Source organism: Amycolatopsis taiwanensis DSM 45107 (genome assembly GCF_000519205.1).
In the GTDB taxonomy this organism is placed as follows: domain Bacteria; phylum Actinomycetota; class Actinomycetes; order Mycobacteriales; family Pseudonocardiaceae; genus Amycolatopsis_E; species Amycolatopsis_E taiwanensis.
In genome coordinates, this window is record NZ_JAFB01000009.1 from 234,105 (window position 1) to 253,853 (window position 19,749).

The 19,749-nt window shown below is 68.2% G+C and carries 22 protein-coding genes; 11 read left to right on the top strand and 11 right to left on the bottom strand.

Features of this window, described 5'->3' with window-relative positions; all coding sequences use genetic code 11:
* Positions 1-7: 7 nt before the first annotated feature.
* Both A3CU_RS44075 and A3CU_RS0109125 read right to left on the bottom strand, forming a co-directional pair.
* Positions 8-1,303, bottom strand: a complete 1,296-nt coding sequence (locus A3CU_RS44075; RefSeq protein WP_052371575.1) for an MFS transporter — start codon at positions 1,301-1,303, stop codon at positions 8-10.
* The gene (locus A3CU_RS0109125) at positions 1,300-2,670 is read right to left on the bottom strand and encodes a M20/M25/M40 family metallo-hydrolase (protein ID WP_043840816.1); all 1,371 of its coding nucleotides are present in this window, start codon (positions 2,668-2,670) and stop codon (positions 1,300-1,302) included. Before A3CU_RS0109125 ends, A3CU_RS44075 begins: the two co-directional genes overlap by 4 nt.
* 96 nt (positions 2,671-2,766) lie before the next feature.
* Between A3CU_RS0109125 and A3CU_RS44080 the strand changes: the two genes are divergently transcribed.
* From A3CU_RS44080 to A3CU_RS44090, 5 genes are all read left to right on the top strand, one after another.
* Positions 2,767-3,366 (top strand): ArsR/SmtB family transcription factor, encoded by a 600-nt coding sequence (locus A3CU_RS44080; protein ID WP_052371590.1) that lies wholly within the window; start codon positions 2,767-2,769, stop codon positions 3,364-3,366.
* 228 nt (positions 3,367-3,594) lie between these two features.
* On the top strand, positions 3,595-4,131 hold the full coding sequence (locus A3CU_RS0109135) for a manganese efflux pump MntP (protein WP_027942024.1): 537 nt from the start codon (positions 3,595-3,597) through the stop codon (positions 4,129-4,131).
* A gap of 122 nt (positions 4,132-4,253) precedes the next feature.
* The gene (locus A3CU_RS0109140; RefSeq protein WP_027942025.1) at positions 4,254-4,655 is read left to right on the top strand and encodes a YciI family protein; all 402 of its coding nucleotides are present in this window, start codon (positions 4,254-4,256) and stop codon (positions 4,653-4,655) included.
* Positions 4,652-5,878: an RNA polymerase sigma factor gene (locus A3CU_RS44085; protein ID WP_043840817.1), complete on the top strand. Its 1,227-nt coding sequence runs from the start codon at positions 4,652-4,654 to the stop codon at positions 5,876-5,878. The genes A3CU_RS0109140 and A3CU_RS44085 overlap by 4 nt, the downstream gene beginning before the upstream one ends.
* A gap of 119 nt (positions 5,879-5,997) precedes the next feature.
* Positions 5,998-6,675 (top strand): class I SAM-dependent methyltransferase, encoded by a 678-nt coding sequence (locus A3CU_RS44090; RefSeq protein WP_052371576.1) that lies wholly within the window; start codon positions 5,998-6,000, stop codon positions 6,673-6,675.
* On the opposite strand, the gene A3CU_RS0109155 is transcribed toward A3CU_RS44090, so the two are convergent.
* Positions 6,676-7,596 carry a LysR family transcriptional regulator gene (locus tag A3CU_RS0109155; RefSeq protein WP_084143171.1) on the bottom strand — a complete coding sequence of 307 codons (921 nt, stop codon included), beginning with the start codon at positions 7,594-7,596 and terminating at the stop codon, positions 6,676-6,678.
* A gap of 73 nt (positions 7,597-7,669) precedes the next feature.
* On the opposite strand from A3CU_RS0109155, the gene A3CU_RS44095 reads away from it, so the two are divergent.
* Positions 7,670-9,307, top strand: a complete 1,638-nt coding sequence (locus tag A3CU_RS44095) for an APC family permease (protein WP_052371577.1) — start codon at positions 7,670-7,672, stop codon at positions 9,305-9,307.
* Entirely contained in the window at positions 9,304-10,458 is a 1,155-nt protein-coding gene (locus A3CU_RS0109165; protein WP_027942027.1) for a MalY/PatB family protein, read from the top strand. The genes A3CU_RS44095 and A3CU_RS0109165 overlap by 4 nt, the downstream gene beginning before the upstream one ends.
* Positions 10,459-10,544: 86 nt before the next feature.
* Here the strand turns inward: A3CU_RS0109165 and A3CU_RS44100 are convergent, their stop codons facing one another.
* The gene (locus A3CU_RS44100) at positions 10,545-11,879 is read right to left on the bottom strand and encodes an MFS transporter (RefSeq protein ID WP_084143172.1); all 1,335 of its coding nucleotides are present in this window, start codon (positions 11,877-11,879) and stop codon (positions 10,545-10,547) included.
* 86 nt (positions 11,880-11,965) lie between these two features.
* Positions 11,966-12,754: a hypothetical protein gene (locus A3CU_RS44105; protein WP_052371579.1), complete on the bottom strand. Its 789-nt coding sequence runs from the start codon at positions 12,752-12,754 to the stop codon at positions 11,966-11,968.
* A 260-nt stretch (positions 12,755-13,014) separates the two neighbouring features.
* Here A3CU_RS44105 and A3CU_RS0109180 point away from each other — a divergent pair, with 260 nt between their 5' ends.
* The 3 genes from A3CU_RS0109180 to A3CU_RS0109190 all read left to right on the top strand — a co-directional run bounded on the left by A3CU_RS0109180 (position 13,015) and on the right by A3CU_RS0109190 (position 14,927).
* Positions 13,015-13,812, top strand: coding sequence for a sulfite exporter TauE/SafE family protein (locus A3CU_RS0109180; RefSeq protein WP_043840818.1), 798 nt, complete (start codon positions 13,015-13,017; stop codon positions 13,810-13,812).
* Between the two features lie 57 nt (positions 13,813-13,869).
* On the top strand, positions 13,870-14,043 hold the full coding sequence (locus tag A3CU_RS53425) for a hypothetical protein (RefSeq protein ID WP_169739608.1): 174 nt from the start codon (positions 13,870-13,872) through the stop codon (positions 14,041-14,043).
* A gap of 137 nt (positions 14,044-14,180) precedes the next feature.
* Entirely contained in the window at positions 14,181-14,927 is a 747-nt protein-coding gene (locus A3CU_RS0109190) for an MBL fold metallo-hydrolase (RefSeq protein ID WP_211246377.1), read from the top strand.
* Here A3CU_RS0109190 and A3CU_RS44110 read toward each other — a convergent pair.
* The 4 genes from A3CU_RS44110 to A3CU_RS0109210 all read right to left on the bottom strand — a co-directional run bounded on the left by A3CU_RS44110 (position 14,904) and on the right by A3CU_RS0109210 (position 17,587).
* The gene (locus A3CU_RS44110; RefSeq protein ID WP_052371580.1) at positions 14,904-15,320 is read right to left on the bottom strand and encodes a DMT family transporter; all 417 of its coding nucleotides are present in this window, start codon (positions 15,318-15,320) and stop codon (positions 14,904-14,906) included. The two genes, A3CU_RS0109190 and A3CU_RS44110, sit on opposite strands and share 24 nt — an antisense overlap.
* A 54-nt stretch (positions 15,321-15,374) precedes the next feature.
* Positions 15,375-15,695 (bottom strand): DMT family transporter, encoded by a 321-nt coding sequence (locus tag A3CU_RS0109200; protein WP_027942030.1) that lies wholly within the window; start codon positions 15,693-15,695, stop codon positions 15,375-15,377.
* A 129-nt stretch (positions 15,696-15,824) separates the two neighbouring features.
* Positions 15,825-16,235, bottom strand: a complete 411-nt coding sequence (locus A3CU_RS0109205; protein ID WP_245616957.1) for a MarR family winged helix-turn-helix transcriptional regulator — start codon at positions 16,233-16,235, stop codon at positions 15,825-15,827.
* A 209-nt stretch (positions 16,236-16,444) separates the two neighbouring features.
* Complete coding sequence (locus A3CU_RS0109210; RefSeq protein WP_027942032.1) at positions 16,445-17,587, bottom strand: glutathione-independent formaldehyde dehydrogenase; 1,143 nt, start codon at positions 17,585-17,587, stop codon at positions 16,445-16,447.
* A 218-nt stretch (positions 17,588-17,805) separates the two neighbouring features.
* Between A3CU_RS0109210 and A3CU_RS55940 the strand changes: the two genes are divergently transcribed.
* A complete protein-coding gene (locus tag A3CU_RS55940; protein ID WP_084143173.1) occupies positions 17,806-18,138 on the top strand; it encodes a DUF8129 domain-containing protein in 333 nt (110 codons plus the stop codon).
* A 560-nt stretch (positions 18,139-18,698) separates the two neighbouring features.
* Here the strand turns inward: A3CU_RS55940 and A3CU_RS0109220 are convergent.
* Both A3CU_RS0109220 and A3CU_RS0109225 read right to left on the bottom strand, forming a co-directional pair.
* Entirely contained in the window at positions 18,699-19,109 is a 411-nt protein-coding gene (locus A3CU_RS0109220; RefSeq protein WP_342668901.1) for a VOC family protein, read from the bottom strand.
* A gap of 173 nt (positions 19,110-19,282) precedes the next feature.
* Positions 19,283-19,630 carry a DoxX family protein gene (locus A3CU_RS0109225; RefSeq protein ID WP_027942035.1) on the bottom strand — a complete coding sequence of 116 codons (348 nt, stop codon included), beginning with the start codon at positions 19,628-19,630 and terminating at the stop codon, positions 19,283-19,285.
* Positions 19,631-19,749 lie beyond the last annotated feature (119 nt).

A 19,749-nucleotide genomic window follows, 5' to 3' on the forward strand; every position in this document is an offset into this window, starting at 1 on the left:
AGCTAGATCAACTGCCCTCCTTGGCCGGCTGCTTGGCCGGAGCCGGCGTCGGCGCGCTCGACACATACCGCCCGGCGAGCAGGATCGAAATCGTGCTCACGGCGGCGAGCGTCATGATCCAGAAGCCGGGCGCGAGCTTGCTGCCGGTCACGGCGATCAACCACGTCACCACCAGCGGGGTGAGCCCGCCGAAGATGGCGACGCCGATGTTGTAGCCGATGGACAACCCGGTGCTCCGGGTCCGCACCGGGAAGATCTCCGCCATCAGCGCGCCGAGCGGACCGCTGTACCAGACCTTGACCAGACCCATCAGCGTCACGACCACCGTCACGACGGCGAAGCTCGGAAAGCTCTTGATCAGCAGGAAGAACGGCAGGCTGGTCAGGAAGATCAACACAGCGGCGGCGGCGAGCATCCGGATCCGGCCGATCTTGTCCGAGAGGTGGCCGGTGAGCGGCGAGCACAGGGTGAGCACCACGCCGGTGAGGATGGTCGCGGCGAAGCTGGTGTTGGTGGGCATGCCGAGCTCGCGGATGGCGAACGTCGGCATGTACGAGAGCAGGTACGAGAACCCGGTGGCCACCGCGAGCACACCGATGGTGAGCAGTATCCGCGACTTCTGGGTCCGTACTACCGTGCGCAGCGGCTCCGGCTCGGCGCTTGCCTCGGCGCGTGCCTCGAGGAACTCCGGCGAGTCCTTCAGGTGCCGCCGGAGGTAGATGCCGACGGGCCCGAGCAGCAGGCCGATGGCGAACGGGATGCGCCAGCCCCAGGAGTCGAACTGCGCCGGGCTGAGCGTGCTGGAGAGCACCGCGAGGAGCACGGTGGCCAGCAGCGTGGACGCCGCCTGACTGGCCCCCTGGAAGCCGCCCATGAACCCGCGCCGGCCGGCGTTCTGTTCGATGAGGTACGCGGTGGCGCTGCCGAACTCACCGCCGGCCGAGAACCCCTGCAGCAGCACGGCGATCAGCATGCCGATCGGGGCGAACACGCCGATCGTGTCGTAGTCGGGAATGAAGGTGATGACGAACGTGGCCACCACCATGATCCTGATCGCGATCATCAGCGCCGGCATCCGGCCGGCCCGGTCGGCGTATCCGCCGAGCACGATGGCCCCGACCGGGCGGATGAAGTACGCCGCTCCGATGCTGGCCACGGTCAACATCAGCGAGGTCACCTGGTTGGTGGTCGGGAAGAACTGCCGCGCGATCACGTCGGCGAGCAGCGCGTACGAGCTGAAGCTCATCCACTCCAGCCCGTTGCCGATCGACGCGGCGGCGACCACTCGCGCCTGTGCGGTCACCGTTGTGCCCCGGCGATGCTGAGCAGCGCGCTCGCGGCCGTCACGATGCCCTCGTGGAAGCGGCGCAGCTCCAAGTTCTCGTTGGGTGCATGGTTGCGCTCGTCGACGTTCGCGAGCGGGATGCCGTAGCACGGCAGGCCGAGGCCGTCGGTCAGCGCGGCGATCGGCAGGCTGCCGCCCTGCGCCGGCACGAGCAGCGCGGGCTTGCCGGCCGCGTCGCCGACCCCATGCACCACCGCCTCGGCGAACGGCGCGTCCGGCAGCGTGCGCGACGGCTCCATCCCCACCTTGAACCGCACTTCGGCGTGCGGCAGGTGTGCCTGTACGTGCGCGCGCACCGCGTCCTGAACGGTTTTCACCCGCTGTCCGCACGCCAACCGCATGTCACAGCGCGCGACCGCGACCGCGGGGATCACCGTCCGGTGGTCGTCGCCGTCCAGGCAGGACAACGAGTTGATGCTGAAGGTGGGCAGTGCCAGGCGCTCGTTGTAGCCCGGGCCGTCCGCGGGGTCGGCGCCGTCCGGCGCCGGGTAGGCGTCCATCCTGTCCAGCCCGGCGCCGGCGAGCACGGCGGCCGTGTCGACCGGCAGCGCGCGCAACGCGTCCCGCTCCTGGCTGGTCAACGGCGTGACGCCGGCGTCGTGGCCGCGCATCGCGATCCGCCCGTCCGGCCCGCGCATGCTCGCGAGCAGCCACACCAGCTCCCACGCCGGGTTGGGCGCGACGTTGCCCCAGTTGCCCGAGTGCAGCGCGGTGTTGCCGCCCCGCACGATGATCTCGAAGCTCAGCGCGCCGCGCACGCCCAGCGACACCGTCGGCTCGTAGGCGTCGTGCACCGGCCCGTCGCTCCACACGGCGAGGTCGGCGTCGATCTCCTCGCGCAGGGAGGCGAGCGTGTCGGTCAGGTGCGGGCTGCCGATCTCCTCCTCACCGTCGAGCACCACCGTCACCGAGCACGGCAGGCCGCCCTGGTCACGCAGCGCCCGCAGCGCGAGCAGCTGGGCCAGGTGCTGTCCCTTGTTGTCACCGGTGCCGCGCCCGTACATCCGGCCGTCGCGGATGCTGGCCTGGAACGGCGGACTGTCCCACTCCCCGAGCGGACCCGGTGGCTGCACGTCGTAGTGGCCGTAGATCACCACGTGCGGGCTGCCGTCCGGCCCCGGTGCGTGGCCGGTCACCAGCGGCCAGCCGCCGGTCTCGACGATGCGCGGGGTCAGCCCGCTGCTCTCGACCAACAGACGCGCATGCTCGGCGGCCTCCGGCATGCCCTCGCCGGTCGCGCTCACGCTCGGCACCGCCACCCACTCCGCCAGTTCCTGCTCGTGCCGGGCCCGGTTCCGCTCGACGTACGTCCTGATCGCGTCCATTGGCGCTCCGATTTCATAAAGTGATATCGATCGCTATCTTGCGAATCGGTTGTGCTCCTGTCAATGGCCGGGCAGGCAGTGGTTACGCTCTTGTTGATGGCCGAGCAGGCAGCGCACGAGTCCGCGCCGCGTCCCCCGACGACGCCGGCGCAGCTCCGCGCACTCACGCATCCGTTGAGCTGGCGGGTGTTGCGGCTGTGCCTGGACGAACCGTGGACGAACCAGCAACTCGCGGACCGCCTCGGCGTCGCCCCGGCGACGCTGTTGCGCCGGGTGCGGGCGCTCACCGAGGCGGGCTTCCTGGTCGCCGAGGCGCCCCGGCAAGGCCCGCACGGCGCGTGGGAGCGTCCCTACCGCGCCACCGGGCGCACGTGGCGGCTCGACTTCGGTCCCGACGACGGGGAACACCTGCAAGCGAAGGTCGAGCTCGCGGTGCTCGACGCGCACCGGGCCGAACTGCGGGAGAACGACCCGGCGGCGCCTCAGCACGTCCGGCGCGCGGTGCTCCGGCTCGACGACGACGCGCGAGCCGAGCTGACCGCCAGGCTCGACGCGTTGCTCGACGAGTTCATCGCCCGCCCCGACTCGGGCGGGACCCCCGTCTCGATCCTGTGGAGCGCCGCGGAACGCAAGCCCGCCGCCGCGGACCCGCTCGACGTGGGCATCTCCCCGGAGCCTTCGGAGCCGGCGGACTAGTTCCGCTGTCCAGCGATCTTCCCCAAGCCCTCGGCGTCACCGATACATATCACGGCCGTCGCCCCCGTGCGGTGACGTTCGTACGAACGGTTGCCATAGGTGACCGAACGGCATGCAATTCGCGGCGAGAGGTGACTCCTTGCTGATGGAAACAGCGCATCGTACACTACGAGATTCACCATTTACCTCGCCCGTAACCTAAGGTCAACTTCTCCAGACGGGGGTTCGATGATTGAGGTACTCGCTCTCGGATTCTTTCTCAGTCTGGACAACTTCAGGTCGTCGATCGCGATCGGTACGATTCCGTTCGGCTTCCGCCGGGCCGTGCAGATCGCCCTCGTGTTCGGCATCTGGGATGGCCTGGCACCGCTGGTCGGAAGCGTGTTCGGCCACTACGCCGGCGAGGCGATCGGCCCTGTCGCCGACTACGTGGGACCCGCATTGCTGGGCATATACGGCCTGTACCTGCTGTTCGGGGCGCTTCGAAAGCCTGCGCCGGACGAAATCGACCAACCCTGGGTGACGCTGTTCGGCATGCCTCTTTCCCTCAGCGTGGACAATCTGCTCGCCGGTACGGGATTGGGACTGCTCGGATTCTCCCCGTTCATTCCCGCCGTGGTATTCGGTGTCATGACCGCGATAATGTCGCTGGCCGGGTTGTGTGTCGGGCGATTCGCGGCCCGCCTGATTCCCATACGCTCGGACATAGTGAGCGGGATTTCCCTCGTCGCCGCGGCGATCATCCTGCCGATAGTATTCGCCTGAGCGGGGCGGACCAGGCTCCGCGCGACCGGAGCGAACTCATTCTCGTCCGTGCCGCGATGTCCGGACCAGTGGCGTGGCTTCGACGTCTCTGCTGAAGTTCCCGGTGGAGAGGAGAAAGCCCCATGAAGTATATGATCATGTTGCCGCTGACGCAGAAGGACGTCGACGCGATGGCCAAGTGGTCGCCGCAGGACCTGGCCGCGTTGCACGGCTTCATGGCGAAGTGGAACAACGACCTGGTCGAGTCGGGTGAGTTCGTCGACGCCCACGGGCTGACCGCACCCGTGCACACCCGGCGAGTCTCGCTCAAGGACGGCGTTCCGGTGGTGACCGACGGTCCCTACGCGGAAACCCAGGAGGTCTTGGGCGGGTACACGATCGTGGACTGCGCCGGCTTCGACCGTGCGACCGAGATCGCGGCGAAGCTGGTGAACACGCCGCATCCGGCGGACGCGTCCCTCGTGCACGACTGGCACGTGGACATCCGGCCGATCGCCGAGCAGGCGGCCGAGTCGCTGGAATGACGGACATGATCCCCGAGGACCTGCTGCGTGAACTGGCGCCGCAGGTCCTCGGCGCGGTCGTACGGCGGTACGGGCATTTCGACACGGCCGAGGACGCCGTCCAGGAAGCCCTGATCGCGGCCACCCGGCAGTGGCCGCGGGAGGGCGTGCCGGACAACCCGAAAGCCTGGCTGATCACGGTCGCGTCCCGGCGGCTGACCGACCTGCTGCGTGCCGAGCAGGCCCGGCAACGCCGGGAGTCGGACCAGCGGCCGGTGGTCAGCGGGCCCGTCGCGGACGTCGACGACACGCTGATCCTGCTGTTCATGTGCTGCCATCCGTCGCTGTCGCCGGCATCCCAGATCGCGCTTACGCTACGCGCGATCGGCGGCCTGACCACCGGCGAGATCGCGCGGGCGTTCCTCGTGCCGGAGGCGACGATGGTGCGGCGGATCACCCGAGCCAAGCAGTCCATCAAGGACAGTGGGATCCCGTTCGGCCTACCCGCCGACCACACGGAACGGCTCGGCGCGGTCCTGCACGTGCTCTACCTGATCTTCAACGAGGGCTACGCCACCACGTCCGGCCCGCACCTGCACCGCGCCGACCTGTCCACCGAGGCGATCCGGCTGGCCAGGATTCTGCACCGGCTGCTGCCGGACGACCCCGAGATCACCGGCCTGCTGGCGTTGATGCTGCTCACCGACGCCCGCCGGCCCGCGCGCACCGGACCGGACGGCGCCATGATCCCGATGGACGAACAGGACCGCAGCCGGTGGCACACCGAGTTCATCACCGAAGGTGTCGCGCTGGTGAGCGAGGCGCTTCCGCGCGGCCCCGCCGGCCCGTACCAACTCCAAGCCGCGATCGCCGCCGTCCACGACGAGGCTCCCACCTCGGACGACACCGACTGGCCGCAGATCAAGGCGCTGTACGAAGTCCTGCTGCGAATCCACGCGAATCCGGTCGTGGAGCTGAACTACGCGGTCGCCGTCGCGATGGCCGATGGCCCCGGCGCCGGGCTCGATCTCCTTGGCCCGCTGGAGAAACCGCTCGCCAAGGACCACCGGCTGCATTCGGTCCGCGCGCATCTGCTGGAGATGGCGGGAGACAAGGAGGCGGCCCGCGCGTCGTACGAACACGCGGCCCGCTGCACCATGAGCCTGCCGCAACAGCGTTACCTGCTGGCCCGTGCTACGGCGTGTGTGCCAGACGGGACGCACTCGGCTCGATGTCGCCGCTGACGGCGACGAGGTGTTCCGCCGAGCTGACTTCACAAGACGTCATGTATGTCAAAAGACATTTCGTTTCATTTGTGCGCATAACGTATCGTTGCGTCCCTGCCGATGCTGGGGGGAACACGATGACGAGCACGCGCCGCAGTTATGACTTGGTGGCCCACCGCTACGCGACCGAGATCGGCGACGAGCTTCGGGACAAGCCACTTGACCGCGCACTGCTGGACACCTTCGCCGAAGTCACCGCCGGTGGCCCAGTTCTCGACGTGGGCTGCGGTCCCGGCCACGTGACGGAGTACCTGGCCGGCCGCGGAGCCCGCGCGGTGGGCCTGGACCTGTCGCCCGCGATGTGCGCGATCGCCCGCCGTTCGACGGCTTTGCCGTTCACCGCCGCGGACATGACCGCACTGCCGATTCGGGCACAGGCACTCGCCGGGATCCTCTGCGTCTACGCGGTGATCCATCTGGGCCCGTCGCAACGGAGCGCCGCATACGCGGAGTTCGCCCGCGTGCTACGCCCTGGCGGACACGCCTTGATCGCGTTCCACACCAGCGACGCCGATGCCCACGCCGGGCAGGCCAGGAAACTCGCCGACTGGTGGGGTCACGAGGTCGACCTGACCTTCCATTTCCTCGACCCGCAGGCGGAGACCGCCGCCCTCGCACGAGCCGGACTTCAGCTGACCGCGCGGGTGGACCGGGAGCCGCATCCGGGCGCGGAGCACGCCAGCCAGCGCTCCTACCTCCTGGTCCGACGCACCGACAACCCGACGCACAGCGCCGGTGCGCATGACAGCCGATGATCACGGTCCGGCGAGCGCGGCGCGGAGGGCCGGGAGATTGTCGAGCAGGGTGCGGACGCCGAGCCGGTTCGCGGCTGCCGCGGCATAGACGAACTGGATGTCCAGCCGCCAGCCGGTGAAGCGGAGGGGGAGTGCGACGGTGTGGCCGTCGCGCACTGATCGCGCCGCGACGAACCGGGGGACGATCGCGACGTAGCCGGATTCGGCGGCGAGCTGGATCGCCGTGGACGGCAGGCCCGTGGTGTGCACCGGGGCGTCGATTCCGCGGTCCGGGTGGTCGAACGAAGCGGCGAGGTCCTGCGCTTCGCGGCCCCACCGGTACACGATCACGCCGGTGCGGTGCAGGTCGTCGGCGCGCAGCCCGCGCCGTCCGGCGAGCGGGTGTTCCGGGCCGGCGAGGGCGACCAGGGACGCGCGGGCGAGCGATTCGGAACGCAGGCTGCGCAGTGGCACCTTGGGCACGACCACACCGGCGTGCACAGTGCCGTCGACGAGGCGTCCGATCACTTCGCCGCTGTGGGCGATCCGGCAGTGCACGGTGACCGCGTGGCCGGACACGGCGCGCAGCGCGGCCGGGAAGACGAGTTCACCGAGGCTGGCCGGTGCGGCCAGCACCAGCCGTTGGGTGTCCTGTGTGGACACTCCGATCGCGGCTTCGTCGAGCAGGTCGAGACAGCGCTGCGCGTAGTCGAGCAGGCGTTCGCCGGCCGGGGTGGTGGTGCTGCCACGGGCGCCGCGAACGAACAGTCTGGTGCCCAGTTTGCGTTCCAGGGCGGCGATCCGGGTGCTGACCGAGGGCGCGGACAGCCGGAGTTCGGCGGCCGCCGCGCCGAGGCTGCCGGTGCGGACGACCGCGGTGAACACCACGAGGTCCATCGTTTCGATATGGTGGCCGGTGGTGGGGAAACCTGGTGCAGTCATAGGCGGTGCCTAACTCTCGCCGTAGGAAGATTGTGTCTACCTAAAGCTTGTCGTGACGTCAATAGTGCTGGGTATGACAGAGACGTCACGCGAGCCCGGTTCGCTGTCCGCGACCGTGTCACCCGGCGAGGATGCTCGGCTGCGGCGCGGGCTGGGCACTGCTTCCCTTTCCCTGATCACGTTTTCCAGTGTGATCGGTTCCGGCTGGCTGCTTGCGCCGTACACGGCGGCGAAGGCGGCGGGGCCGGCGGCCTTCCTGTCCTGGACGATCGCGTCGGTGGCGACCTTGCTGGTGTCACTGGCTTTCATCGATCTCGCGTTCCGGCACCCGATGTCCGGCGGCAACGTGCGCTGGCCGCAGCTGGCTTCCGGTCCGCTGGTGGGGACCGTGGTCGGGTGGGCGGTGTTCCTGCAGGCGGTGTACGCGGCGCCGAGCGAATCGTCGGCGGTGGTGCAATACGCCAGCGGATGGCTGCCATGGGTGATGTCGGGCGAATCGTTGAGCTGGGCGGGCCGGTTGCTGGCCGTCGGCCTGCTCGCCGTGTTCTGCACGCTGAACCTGTTCGGGCTGCGCCTGCTGGCCGCGGTGAACAACGTGGTGGCGGCCGTGAAGGTGGTCATTCCGGCGCTGACCGTGATCCTGCTGCTGGCCAGCGGGTTCGATTCGTCGAATGTGGACCGTGGGGGAGGGGTCGCGCCCTTTGGCGTCTCGGCCGCGCTGACCGCGGTGGTCGGCGGTGGGCTGGTCTACTCCTTCACCGGGATCAACGCCGCCGCGGTGATGTCCGGCGAGGCGAAGAACCCACGCCGTACGGTACCGAGGGCGACCCTGATCGTCCTGGTCGGCTCCGTTCTGCTCTACCTGGGACTGCAGGCGGTGATGATCTTCTCGACGCCCGCCGGTCTGCTCGGTTCCGGGTGGCACGGGATCAACCTCAAGTCACCGCTGGCGGCCATCGCGACGCTTCTCGGGCTCGGCTGGTTCTCCACGGTGCTGCTCGCGGACGCGGTGTTCTCCCCGTCCGGGAGCCTGCTGATCGGGATCGGCGTCAAGGGCCGCTACACCTATGGCGCGGCGCAGAACGGCCTGCTGCCCGCCGCGCTGACCCGGGTGGACCGGCGGTTCGGCATTCCACGGCGCGCGCTGCTGCTGAACGTGAGCATCGGCTCGGTGATCGTGCTGGCGTTCGGGAACTGGAAGACCATCGCGAGTTCGCTGAGCTTCTACTACGGACTCAGCTACGCGGCGGTTTCGGTGGCAGTCACCGTGCTCGGCGCGTCGACTCCGGTGGAGAAGGGCTGGCTGCGCCGGTGGACGACGCCGGTCGGCTTCGCGTCGTTCGTGATCTCCGGGCTCATCCTGTACTGGTCGGCGTGGGAGAAGATCCGCATCGCCGTGCCGTTGCTGCTGATCGGGTTCGGCATCTACCTGGTGCGGTCGCGGGCGCGGGCCGGGTCGTGGTCGCGGATCCAGGCGGCGGGTGGTTGGCTGGTCGGGTTCCTGGTCATGCTCGTGGCCCTGTCCGGGCTCGGTTCGTTCGGCGGTACCGGACTGCTCGCCGCGCCATACGATTCGGTGGTCGTGGGCGTGCTCAGCGGCGGGATCTGGTGGCTGGCCCACCGATCCGGCCTGCGTCACCAACACCGGCTACAACAATCCACTGTAGACCTTCCGGACAACGAGACCGACAATGCGAGGAGCACGGCTTGACCGACACGACAATCGATCTCGGCTGGAGCGTCGAACGTTCCCGGGACCGGCGTACCAAACGCTGGTCCCAGTTCGACCGGGACACGATCGATCTGACCGTCGCCGAGATGGACCTCCCGACCGCCGAGCCCATCGCGGCGGCGGTCGCGGACGCGGTCGCGCGGCAGGCGTTCGGCTACCCGGTCCCCGACGAATCCAGCGGCGTGCCGGAGGCGGCGAGCGCCTGGCTGGCCGAGCGGCACGGGCTCGCCGTCGACCCGGACCGGATCCGGTTGCTGCCCGAGTTGATGCGCGGAGTCGTTCACGCGGTCAGGCAGCTGACCCGGCCGGGTTCAGCGGTGGTGGTGCCGACTCCGGTCTACGGCCGGTTCTTCGACGCGATCGCCGTCGCCGGGCGCCAGGCACGTCAGGTGCCGATGCGCGTGCAGAACGGCCGGTACCGGCTCGACCTCGACGCCATCGGCCAAGCCTTGGCCGACGGCGCCGGCAGCGTGCTGCTCTGCCACCCGAACAACCCGACCGGCACGGTGACCGAGCCCGAAGAACTCGCCGGTCTCGCCGCGCTCGCCGACCGGCACGACGCTCGCGTGATCAGCGACGAGATTCATGCGCCCTTGCGCTACGACACGGAGTTCACTCCGTTCGCCGCGGTCAGCGAGACCGCCGCCGAGCGGGCGATCACCCTGTTCAGCGCGACCAAGGCGTGGAACTTTCCCGGACTGCGGTGCGGTTTGATCGCGTTCACCAACCCGGACGACAGCGCCGTGTGGTCCGCACTGCCGCGCGCCGCGGTCGGCGGCGTGACTCCGCTCGGGATGGAAGCGACGATCGCGGCCTTCCGGCAGGGGCAGCCGTGGCTGCGCGAGGCCCTCGACTTTCTCGCGACCAACCGCGCACTGGTCGGCGACCGGCTCGCCGGCACCGGGATCGGCTACGTCGCACCGGAAGCGGGCTACCTCGCCTGGCTTGATCTCCGCCGGTTCGGCCTTGCCGATCCCGCGGGCTTCCTGAGGGAACAGACCGGTGTCGCGACCACCCCGGGCTCCGACCACGGAACCGCGGGGGAAGGGTTCGTCCGGCTGAACTTCGCCACCCCACCCGACGTGCTCGCCGACGCCCTCGACCGCATCACCGGCGCCCTGCCCCGGTAGGCCGTCGCCGGCGGACCGGGTCCGTGCTGGCCAGGAAAACGCGAAGCGGGTGGGCTCCGGACCGGAGCCCACCCGCTTCGCGTTTTTCAGTGGTGGTGTCCGCCGTGCGCGTGCGGCGCGGCCGGTTGTGCGACCGGGTGGCGGCGCTGGAGCCACACCGAGGCCAGCGCGGTCAGCAGTCCGGCGCCGCTGATGAGGCCGCCGACCCAGTTCACCGAGGCGACACCGAGTCCCGCGTCGATGGCAGCGCCACCGAGCCAGATTCCCAGCGCGGAGCCGAGGGTGAACGCCGAGATGTTGGCCGCCGAGGCGATGTCGGGCGCGTCTCCGGCCATCGTCATCACCCGCAGTTGCAGCGGTGCTACGACGGAGAACGCGGCGATACCGTAGAGCAGGACACCGATGGCCGCGGTGATCGGGTTGTGGATCAGCAGGGTCATGGCGAACAACATCACGGTCAGCGCCGCGACGGTTCCGACCAGCGCGCCGCGCCCGTTTCGGTCGGCGAACTTGCCGCCGAGGTGGTTCCCCGCGAACAGCCCCACACCGAAGAGCAGGAACATCGGCGTGACCCACGCTTCGCTCAGACCGGTGGCTTCGGTGATCTGCGGCGCCAGGTAGACGTAGCTGGTGAACACCCCGCCGTAGCCGAGCAGGGTGGTCAGCAGGCCCAGCAAGACGGACGGCCGTCGCAGCGCTCGCAGCTGCTTCTTCAGCGGAGCCGTACCACTGCCGCCCAGGTGCATCTTGGCGTGGGCATCGAGTTCGGCATCGTCTGCGGCGTGGGCGTCCGCATCGGCGTGGCCGTGGCTGTGGTCGTGATTGTGTTCGTGGCCGTCGGAGATCTGCCGGACCCGTGCGCGGCCGATGCTCCGGGGCACCAGGACCAGCAAGCCCACCAGCGCGATCGCGCCGAAGAGCACCAGGGTTCCGAAGGTGGCGCGCCAGCCCAGCGCGCGTCCGATCGCGGCACCGATCGGTGCGCCGAGAATGGTGGCCGCGGTAGAACCGGCGAACACGGTCGCGATCGCCCGGCCCTTCAGTTTCGGAGCCACCAGTTCGGCGGCGAACACGGCGGCGATGCCGAAGAAGGCACCGTGTGCCAGCGCCGCGACAACTCGTCCGCTCATGATCCAGCCGTAGTTGAGCCCGGTCAGGGAGATGACGTTGCCGACCAGGAAGATCCCGGCCGCGGTCAGCAGCATCGTGCGGCGCGACGCCTTGCCGCTGAAGGCGGCGAACAGCGGGGCGCCGATCGCGACGCCGATCGCGTAGGCGCTTTCGAACAGGCCGACCGCGCCGATGGTGACACCGAGCGCGTCGGCGATTTCTGCCACGACGCCGGCGACGATGAACTCGTCGGCGCCCATGGCGAAGGAAGCTATTACCAGGGACCAGATGGCCAGGGGCATTTTTCGCATTTCACACAACTCCTGTGTCGTGGTGCTGGGGGTGAACGTGCCTGCGGTCGGCAGCAGCAGTGGCAGGGCATGGTGGCCTTCCCGGGTTATTTGGTGGTGGTGGTGAATTGTGCGGTGTGGACGGTGTTGTTGTGTTTGAAGTCGAGGAAGAGTCGGTAGGTGCCGGGTCCGGGTACGTGGGCGTGGAAGGTGATGTCGGGGCCGGGTTGGGTGGTGCCGTCGTGGGGTTGGCCGTTGGGGTGGATGTGGAGGTAGGCGAGGTCTCCGAGGCGGAGGGCGACGAGGTGTCCGTAGGCGCCGAGGTAGGGCTGGAGGTTGGTGACGGGTGTGCCGTTGTGGTGGACGGTGAGGGTGAGTGGGTTGGTGTGGCCGGGCAGGAGTTCGCCGGTGAGTGTGATGTCGTAGTCGTCGGTCGTGAATACGGCGGCGATGTCGGGTACGGGGCGGGGTTGGTAGTTGCCGGCGACGGAGAGGTCGGCGCCGAGGGTGAGTCCGTGGGTTCCGGTGGCTTGGAAGTCGATGAAGGCGCGGTATTCGCCGGCTTCGGTGAGGGTCAGCGGTACTGACCAGGTGCCTTCGCCCTGGTCTTCGGGGTGGAGGTGCCAGAACCCGGTGAGGTCGCGGCGGACGATGATGAGGTGGATTTTCTTGCCGTGGACCTCGGTCAGCGAGGTCACCGCGGCGCCGTCGGGGCCGAGGATCCGGAACCGGTAGTCGACCCGCTCACCGGCGGTGGTCCGGGTCGTTTCCGGCGCGAAGGTGTAGCCGTCCTGGGTGATCTGAAGCCCCTGCGCCACTCCCGCATGTCCCTGATGCGCAGTCTCATGACCCTCGTGACCGTGGTGCTGGCGGCCAGTGTCCGTCGACATGTCCATCGTCTCCTCCTTGTTTGGTACCCCTAGGGGGTATCTCGTCAACACGGGGAACTATGCCAGCGATCTACTCGGGGTACAACGTGACCTGTGGCATACCCCGTCCCCGTATGGAGAACCGGGTAAGCCCTGGATGAAATACCCCCGGGGGTGTGTTACGTTTGAGGTCGGAGCGGCTGTTCCTCGTGCTCGCCTGAGTGCGACGCGCGACCCTCGGGGTTGTCTCCGGTGGGGTCGAGTGATCGTTATATACCCCCTAGGGTATGGGAGTTCTACCGTTGTACCTGGCAGTGGTGTTCGGCGCCGTAATCGGGCTGACCTTGGGATTGCTCGGTGCGGGAGGCTCGATCCTGGCCGTGCCGGCCCTGGTTTACGGCGTTGGTCAACCCCTGCAGACAGCGATCCCGACCTCGCTCGCCGTGGTCGCGCTGTCGTCGCTGGGAGGGCTCGTCCCGCGTGGACGTCGTACCTCGGTGCAGTGGCCGGTCGCGCTGGTCTTCGGCGTGGCCGGCACCCCCGCCGCCTTCGGCGGCACGGCGCTCGGGCGCCTGTTCCCGCAACGCTGGCTGTTGCTGGCGTTCGCCGCGCTCATGGTCGTCGTCGCGGTGCGGATGTTGCGGGGCGGCGAGAACCGGGCCGGCGCCTGCCGCACCCAGGGCGGCGGCGTCAACTGGCGCACCTGCCTGCCGAAGGCGCTGGCCGCGGGCACGGTCGTCGGCCTGCTGACCGGGCTCTTCGGCGTCGGCGGTGGCTTCGTCATCGTGCCCGCCCTGAGCCTGCTGCTCGGCCTGGGCGCGCAACAGGCGGTCGCCACCTCCCTGGTGGTGGTGCTGATCAACTCGGTGGCCGGCCTGGTCGCGCACGCCAGCGCCGCCGGCGAACTCGACTTCACCGTGCTGCTGCTGTTCGCCGGTGCATCGTTGCTCGTGTCCATTGTGGCCGCTCGGCTGTCCACGACGCTGAACCCGGCGACCGTGCGGCGCTGGTTCGCCTACGTCGTTTTCGCCGTCGCGGTTTTCGTCGCCGTGGCCGCTATCGTGAACCCCGCCGCACTGGGATGACGCCGGGTACCAGGATTAGTGTGCCAATAAGAAACGGATCGGTTTAAGAGGTGAATCATGTGTCGTCGAGTGCAGTGCCGGACGTGCGGAAAACCGACCTACGTGGGCTGCGGCCGGCACGTGGAGCAGGTGCTTGCGGACGTGCCGAAGGACCAGCGCTGCGCCTGCACCCCGGCCGAGAAGAGCGGCCGCGGCTGGGGCTTCTTCCACAAACTGTTCGGCCGCGGCTGATTGACCTGCCCCGGCGCCAGCTGTCAGTCGCAATCTGGCTCGTGCGTAACCGGAACTCGTCGACGCGTCGCTGAAACCGGCACACCGTACCGCTGCGGGTATGGCACGGTGAAGAAATGGATGATGGACGAGTTCGCGTGACTTTCGCGGGAGCCGGAGACGCGTTCGGCAGTGGCGGCCGGTTGCAGGCCTGCGTGCATATCGAGCGTGTCTCGGGGCCGCCGGTACTGCTCGACTGCGGGGCGACCTCGATGACCGCGTTGAAACGGCTGCAAATCGAGCCGAACGAACTCGCCGCGGTGTTCGTCTCGCATTTGCACGGCGATCATTTCGGCGGGCTGCCGTTCCTCATCCTGGACGGCCAGTTCCGGCGCCGGACCCAGCCGCTCGTGGTCGCCGGGCCGGTTGGCCTGCGGGCGCGGCTGGCCGAGGCGATGGAGGTGTGCTACCCCGGTTCTTCCACGGTGCGCCGGAAGTTCGAGGTCGAGGTGGTCGAGTTGCAGCCAGGTGAACCGGCGTCGGTCGCCGGGATCGGTGTTTCCGCCTGGGAAGTCGACCATGCCAGCGGAGCACCGCCGCTGGCGCTCCGGCTCGACGTGGACGACGTTGGCATCGCCTACACCGGCGATACCGCGTGGACCGACGCCATTGTGCGGGCCAGCGCCGGCGCTGGGTTGCTCATCGCCGAGTGCTATTACCTGGACAAGGAAATCCCGTACCACCTCAACCACCGCACCTTGCTCGCGCACCGCGACGACCTCGACTGTGCCCGCGTGATCCTCACGCACATGTCCGCCGACATGCTGTCCCACCTGGACGAGGCCGCCTTCGAAGCCGCGCACGACGGTCTGACCGTCGAACTAAAGGCTCACCGACGCTCGTGAATCGGGCGAGTTCTCGAGCCTCTTCTTGGCTGCGAATTTCGGGCTGTCCGCGAGCTTCAGCCAGACCACACCGGCGATGATGACGGCCAGCCAGCCGGCCCGGGCCGGGGTGAGCGGTTCGTCGAAGAAGACACTGCCGAAGATTGCGGCGCCGACCGACCCGATTCCTGCCCATACGGCGTAGCCGATGCCGACGTCGATCCTTTTCAGCGCGACGCTGAGGAAGTAGAGCGTCAGCAGGAAGAACACGAGGGCGGAGATCGACCAGCCCGGGACGGTGAAGCCTTCGCTGCCTCCGACGCTCAGCGCATAGCCTATTTCCATTGCGCCGGCCAGAAGCAGTACGAGCCAGGCGCGGGCGTTGTTCCGGTTTTCGCTTGCTGCCGTAGTCATATCTTGAGTCCTTTCACACGGAGACGAAGTACGCGGGGTGGTCTCGGTCGGCTGTCATGCCGCGCCGCTGAGCTGTAGTCCCACGACGCCGCCGACGACAATGAGGATGCCGAGCGCCCGTTGCCAGGTCAGCCGCTGCCCGAACAGCAGCGCGCCGAGGACGGCGATCCCGACGCCGGCGATCGATACCCAGATCGCGTATCCGACGCCGACATCGAAGGTCAGGAGTGCGAGGCTGAGGAAGAAGGTGCCGATTCCGCCGGTGACGAGAGTCGCGATGGTCCACCACAGGCGGGTGAAGCCCTTGGCGTTGTTCGCCGAGATCGCGAGCGTGATCTCGAAAATCGTCGCGATACCCAGATAGAGCCAGCTCATGTCATCTCCTTTGTCTTTTGTGGGGCAGTGCGTTGGCGGGGTACGTCGGGTGAATATTGGTTAGAGCTTGCATGTACATACATATATTTCGCCGGAACTCGGCCCCCTGTTGTGTCGTAGTGATCTTCTCTACTTGATGAGCCCGCCGATGGCGCCGAAAGCTCGGCCCAGCTCTTGCTGGTCGAGCTGGGGGTCGCGCTTCGCTGCGCCCTCGAGGAGTTCCTGAATCTTGGCCTGGTGTGGCTCGCCGGCTTCGCTCAGGAGCGCCTCGCCACGCTCTGCGATGACCGCATAAATCCCGCGGCCATCGTCCGGGCACGTATCGCGGTACGTCAGCCCTTTGTCCTCGAGCCGGCTCAGGAGGCGGGTCACCGAACTCTGGTTCAAGCCGACCTGCTGGGCGAGGTCGTTGACGCGCAACTCCTTGTCCGGAGTCCTGCTCAGGAGAACCAGGGCCCGGTACTCCGTGAGACCGATGCCATAGGTTGTGGTGAGCCACTTGTTGAGGCCGGCATCTACCGCTGAGACGAAGGCGGCCACCTGGGACCAGCTTCGGCTGAGGTCGCGGAGCGGCTTGTCCCCCTTCGCGCCAGCAGTTTTCTTGTACATACAGCTAATCCTAAGGTTGCGACCGGCCTTGCGACGTACGTGCAACCATAGCTGATGCATGTACATGCATCAAGTAGCTGCCAAGGCCTGGTCGCCAGCAGGATCCGGCCAGGCAGTCGTCGACAACGAGAAGCGCGGGGTCAGGCGGCGGGGTGGAGCAGGACCTTGGTCCAGCCGTCCTCCCGGCGGTCGAACTTGTCGTAGCCTTCCACGGCCTGGTCGAGGCCGAGTTCGTGGGAAACGAGGAACGCCGGGTTCGCCCGGCCGGCGATGATGAGGTCGCGCAGGTGCCGGTTGTAGCGTTTCACCGGGCATTGGCCAGTGCCCATGTGCTGGCCCTTGCTGAAGAAGGTGCCATATTCGAAGGCGATCCGGCCGCGCTGGGCCTGCTCGGTCGCGGCGCCGGGGTCCTGCGGCAGGTACACGCCGACGACGCCGATCCCGCCGGTAGAACGCACGGATTCGACCAGGTTGTCCAGTACCAGTTCCGGGTGTTCCTGGCCGGCCGAGTCGTGGGCCTGGTAACCGACGGCTTCCACCCCGCAGTCGGCGCCCTGCCCGCTGGTCGCGTCGAGGATTTGCTGGGCCGGGTCGGCTTGGGCGAGGTCGACGGGGTGGGCGCCGATCTTCTCGGCCAGCGCGAGCCGGTCGCGTTCCTTGTCGACCACGAACACTTCGGCGGCCCCGCGGATGATCGCGCTGTGCGCGGCCAGCAGCCCGACCGGACCGGCGCCGAACACCGCGACGCTGTCCCCGGGACGCATGCCGGCGAGTTCCGTCCCGTGCCATCCGGTCGGGAAGATGTCCGAGAGCATGGTGAAGTCGTTCTCGTGGTCCTCGCCCGGGGGCAGGTCGAGCAGGTTGAAGTCGGCGTAGGGCACGCGCAGGTATTCGGCCTGCCCGCCGTCGTAGGGGCCCATGTTGGCGTAGCCGTAGGCCGCGCCGTCCATGCCTTCGCTGGGGTTGGTGCGCAGGCAGTACGACGTCCAGCCGGCCTCGCAGTTCCGGCAGGACCCGCAGGCGATGTTGAACGGAACCGAGACCCGGCTGCCTGGCTTGATCCGGCTGACCACGTCACCGACCTCCGCCACGATGCCCATGTTCTCGTGGCCGAGGATCTTGCCCTGCTCCACCGAGGTGCGGCCTTCGTACATGTGCAGGTCCGAGCCGCAGATGTTGGTGGTGGTGATGCGCACGATCGCATCCGTCGGCTCCTGGATCGCCGGATCGGGCACCTGCTCGACGGCGACCTCGCGTGGTCCCCGGTACACCACAGCCCTCATGAGTCCTCCTTGCCGTCCCTGGTCCCCGCGGCCTACCCGTTCAGCCGATGCGGAAACGTCCCGAGGGGCCCGCCACGAGAGATTTCCCAGGCCCGGAACCGGGTAGCCACCGTTGTGAGGTCCAGCGCACCGGCTGCGTACCCGTCTTGCGCACGGACAACACGCTCCTCCCGGAGCGCCACCCAGGACGGAGCCACCGCGGACGGAAAGGAGGCGCCATGTCCGAGCACGGACTCCCCTTGCCCGACTTCGACCAACTCTCGATTGGTGTGCTGCAGCACCGCATCCGTTCCCTCGACGAGAGCCAGCTGCGCACTCTCGTCGAGCATGAACGCGCGCACGGCGGACGGGCACCGGTCCTGCAACTCCTCGAAGCCCGCCTTGATCAGCTGCGTCAGGGTGCGGAACCCGCGCCGGGGGACCCACGGGCGGCACCGCCCGTGAGCGGCACCCCGGGTGGTTCCCCGGTCAGTGAATCGACCGCGGCCCCCGGCGGGACACCGCTGCGCCACGGCGTCCACGAGCAGACGCCGGGACGCGGCCGCCCCTGATCGCTCCGGCACTCCCAGCGTCAGCCGGGAACGAGCGGGACCAGCAGCGTCGCGACGTAGCAGGCGGGCCATGAACTGGACACCGCAGGTCATGCCGGGCAGCCGGGTTGGCCAGCCGCCGACGGCACCGACGGTCAGGCTCACCACCCCGTTCCCGTCGTGCGTGTCCCCCATTCCTGTCGTGCGTGTCCCCCGTTCCCGTCGCGCGAGTTCCACGTTCCCGTCGTGGGAGTTCCATATTCCGGTCTACCGCAATGTGGAACACGCGCGACGCGAAGGTGGGACTCGCGCGACGCGAAGGTGGGACTCGCGCTACGGGAAGGTGGGACTCGCGCCGCAGCCTGCTGGCGCTCAACCATAGCCTCGGCGTGAGTGTCCTCAGTGGACAGTTTGTCGGCGAGGGGGCGCGAATCGTGCTGCGCCGGGAGCGCCCGGCGCAGCACGCGGCCTTTATATGAGGAGCACGCGGCCTTTATATGAGGAGCACGCGGCCTTTATATGAGGAGCACGCGGCCTTTATATGAGGAGCACGCGGCCTTTATGTGAGGAGCACGTGGCCTTTATGTGAGGCTGGGGTAGCCCTCGTAGCGGGCGGTGAGCGCTTCCAGGTGGTGACCGGCCGGATCGTCGAAGTAGACGCCCCGTCCGCCGTGGTTGGTGTTGATCTCGCCCGGCCTGCGCATCTGGGGGTCGGCCCAGTATGTGACACCCCGCGCTCGGAGACGTTCCATGATTCCGTCGAACGTGTCGTCGTTGACCAGGAAAGCGTAGTGCTGGCCGGGGAAATCGATCGGCGGTGCGGCGAAGTCGAGCACCCGGCCGTCCGTCAGGCGCACCTCGACGAAGAACCCGGCCTCCCGCGGCTCATCGGGCAACCCGAAGATTTCGGTGAAGAACCGTGCGGACTCGTGCTTGTCCCGGGCGGCGATGATCGTGTGGTCAAAACGCACATCCACCTGTGGATGCTGCATGTGAAAACTCCTTCCTCCGTGGACTTTCGATCTCGTGCCGTCACGGAGGAGGGCGGGCCCCGGGCCCGCCACGCGATCAAGTAGCCGCCGGAAACCCTTCTCGCTCAGGCCTTCTGGCCAACCCGGCAGTCACGCCGCCGATGTTATCAGGCATCTGCGGGCACCCATCAGGTTCACCGGGCGAGCTGGAGCGCGAGTGTCGCCGCGGCCGGTGCGAGGTAGAGCACGGGGAACACGGTGGTGTTGTACGAGTGTGCCCGGATGGTGGTCGCTACCGCGCCGAGGAAGTAGAGGATCAGCCCGACGGCCGCCGCGACGCCGATGGCCGGGACGAAGAACCCGGCGAGTAGGCCCAACGCGCCCGCCGATTTGGCCATGGCCAGCCAGTTCCACCACGACCTCGGCACCCCGTACTGCTCGAGGGGCTCGACGACGAACTGCTGCTTGGTGAACAGTGAGTAGCCCGAGAATCCGATCCACAGGGCCGCGACGATGCCGACGATGTAGTAGGCGGTGTTCATCTGAAACCAGTGTCCCTTCAACGGTTTTTCGTGTTCACCTCCCTGACACCCCGGATCGCGGGAACGTGACAAGCCCGCACGAGATTTTTGAAAAGAGGCGGCCAGAATGGTGATCAGGA

Bases quoted from the DNA above. Each gene is read 5' to 3' on its own strand.
- A3CU_RS0109125 (WP_043840816.1), bottom strand. From the start codon at position 2,670: ATGGACGCGATCAGGACGTACGTCGAGCGGAACCGGGCCCGGCACGAG.
- A3CU_RS44080 (WP_052371590.1), top strand. From the start codon at position 2,767: ATGGCCGAGCAGGCAGCGCACGAGTCCGCGCCGCGTCCCCCGACGACG.
- A3CU_RS0109135 (WP_027942024.1), top strand. From the start codon at position 3,595: ATGATTGAGGTACTCGCTCTCGGATTCTTTCTCAGTCTGGACAACTTC.
- A3CU_RS0109140 (WP_027942025.1), top strand. From the start codon at position 4,254: ATGAAGTATATGATCATGTTGCCGCTGACGCAGAAGGACGTCGACGCG.
- A3CU_RS44085 (WP_043840817.1), top strand. From the start codon at position 4,652: ATGACGGACATGATCCCCGAGGACCTGCTGCGTGAACTGGCGCCGCAG.
- A3CU_RS44090 (WP_052371576.1), top strand. From the start codon at position 5,998: ATGACGAGCACGCGCCGCAGTTATGACTTGGTGGCCCACCGCTACGCG.
- A3CU_RS0109155 (WP_084143171.1), bottom strand. From the start codon at position 7,596: ATGACTGCACCAGGTTTCCCCACCACCGGCCACCATATCGAAACGATG.
- A3CU_RS44095 (WP_052371577.1), top strand. From the start codon at position 7,670: ATGACAGAGACGTCACGCGAGCCCGGTTCGCTGTCCGCGACCGTGTCA.
- A3CU_RS44100 (WP_084143172.1), bottom strand. From the start codon at position 11,879: ATGCGAAAAATGCCCCTGGCCATCTGGTCCCTGGTAATAGCTTCCTTC.
- A3CU_RS44105 (WP_052371579.1), bottom strand. From the start codon at position 12,754: ATGGACATGTCGACGGACACTGGCCGCCAGCACCACGGTCACGAGGGT.
- A3CU_RS0109180 (WP_043840818.1), top strand. From the start codon at position 13,015: ATGGGAGTTCTACCGTTGTACCTGGCAGTGGTGTTCGGCGCCGTAATC.
- A3CU_RS53425 (WP_169739608.1), top strand. From the start codon at position 13,870: ATGTGTCGTCGAGTGCAGTGCCGGACGTGCGGAAAACCGACCTACGTG.
- A3CU_RS44110 (WP_052371580.1), bottom strand. From the start codon at position 15,320: ATGACTACGGCAGCAAGCGAAAACCGGAACAACGCCCGCGCCTGGCTC.
- A3CU_RS0109200 (WP_027942030.1), bottom strand. From the start codon at position 15,695: ATGAGCTGGCTCTATCTGGGTATCGCGACGATTTTCGAGATCACGCTC.
- A3CU_RS0109210 (WP_027942032.1), bottom strand. From the start codon at position 17,587: ATGAGGGCTGTGGTGTACCGGGGACCACGCGAGGTCGCCGTCGAGCAG.
- A3CU_RS55940 (WP_084143173.1), top strand. From the start codon at position 17,806: ATGTCCGAGCACGGACTCCCCTTGCCCGACTTCGACCAACTCTCGATT.
- A3CU_RS0109220 (WP_342668901.1), bottom strand. From the start codon at position 19,109: ATGCAGCATCCACAGGTGGATGTGCGTTTTGACCACACGATCATCGCC.
- A3CU_RS0109225 (WP_027942035.1), bottom strand. From the start codon at position 19,630: ATGAACACCGCCTACTACATCGTCGGCATCGTCGCGGCCCTGTGGATC.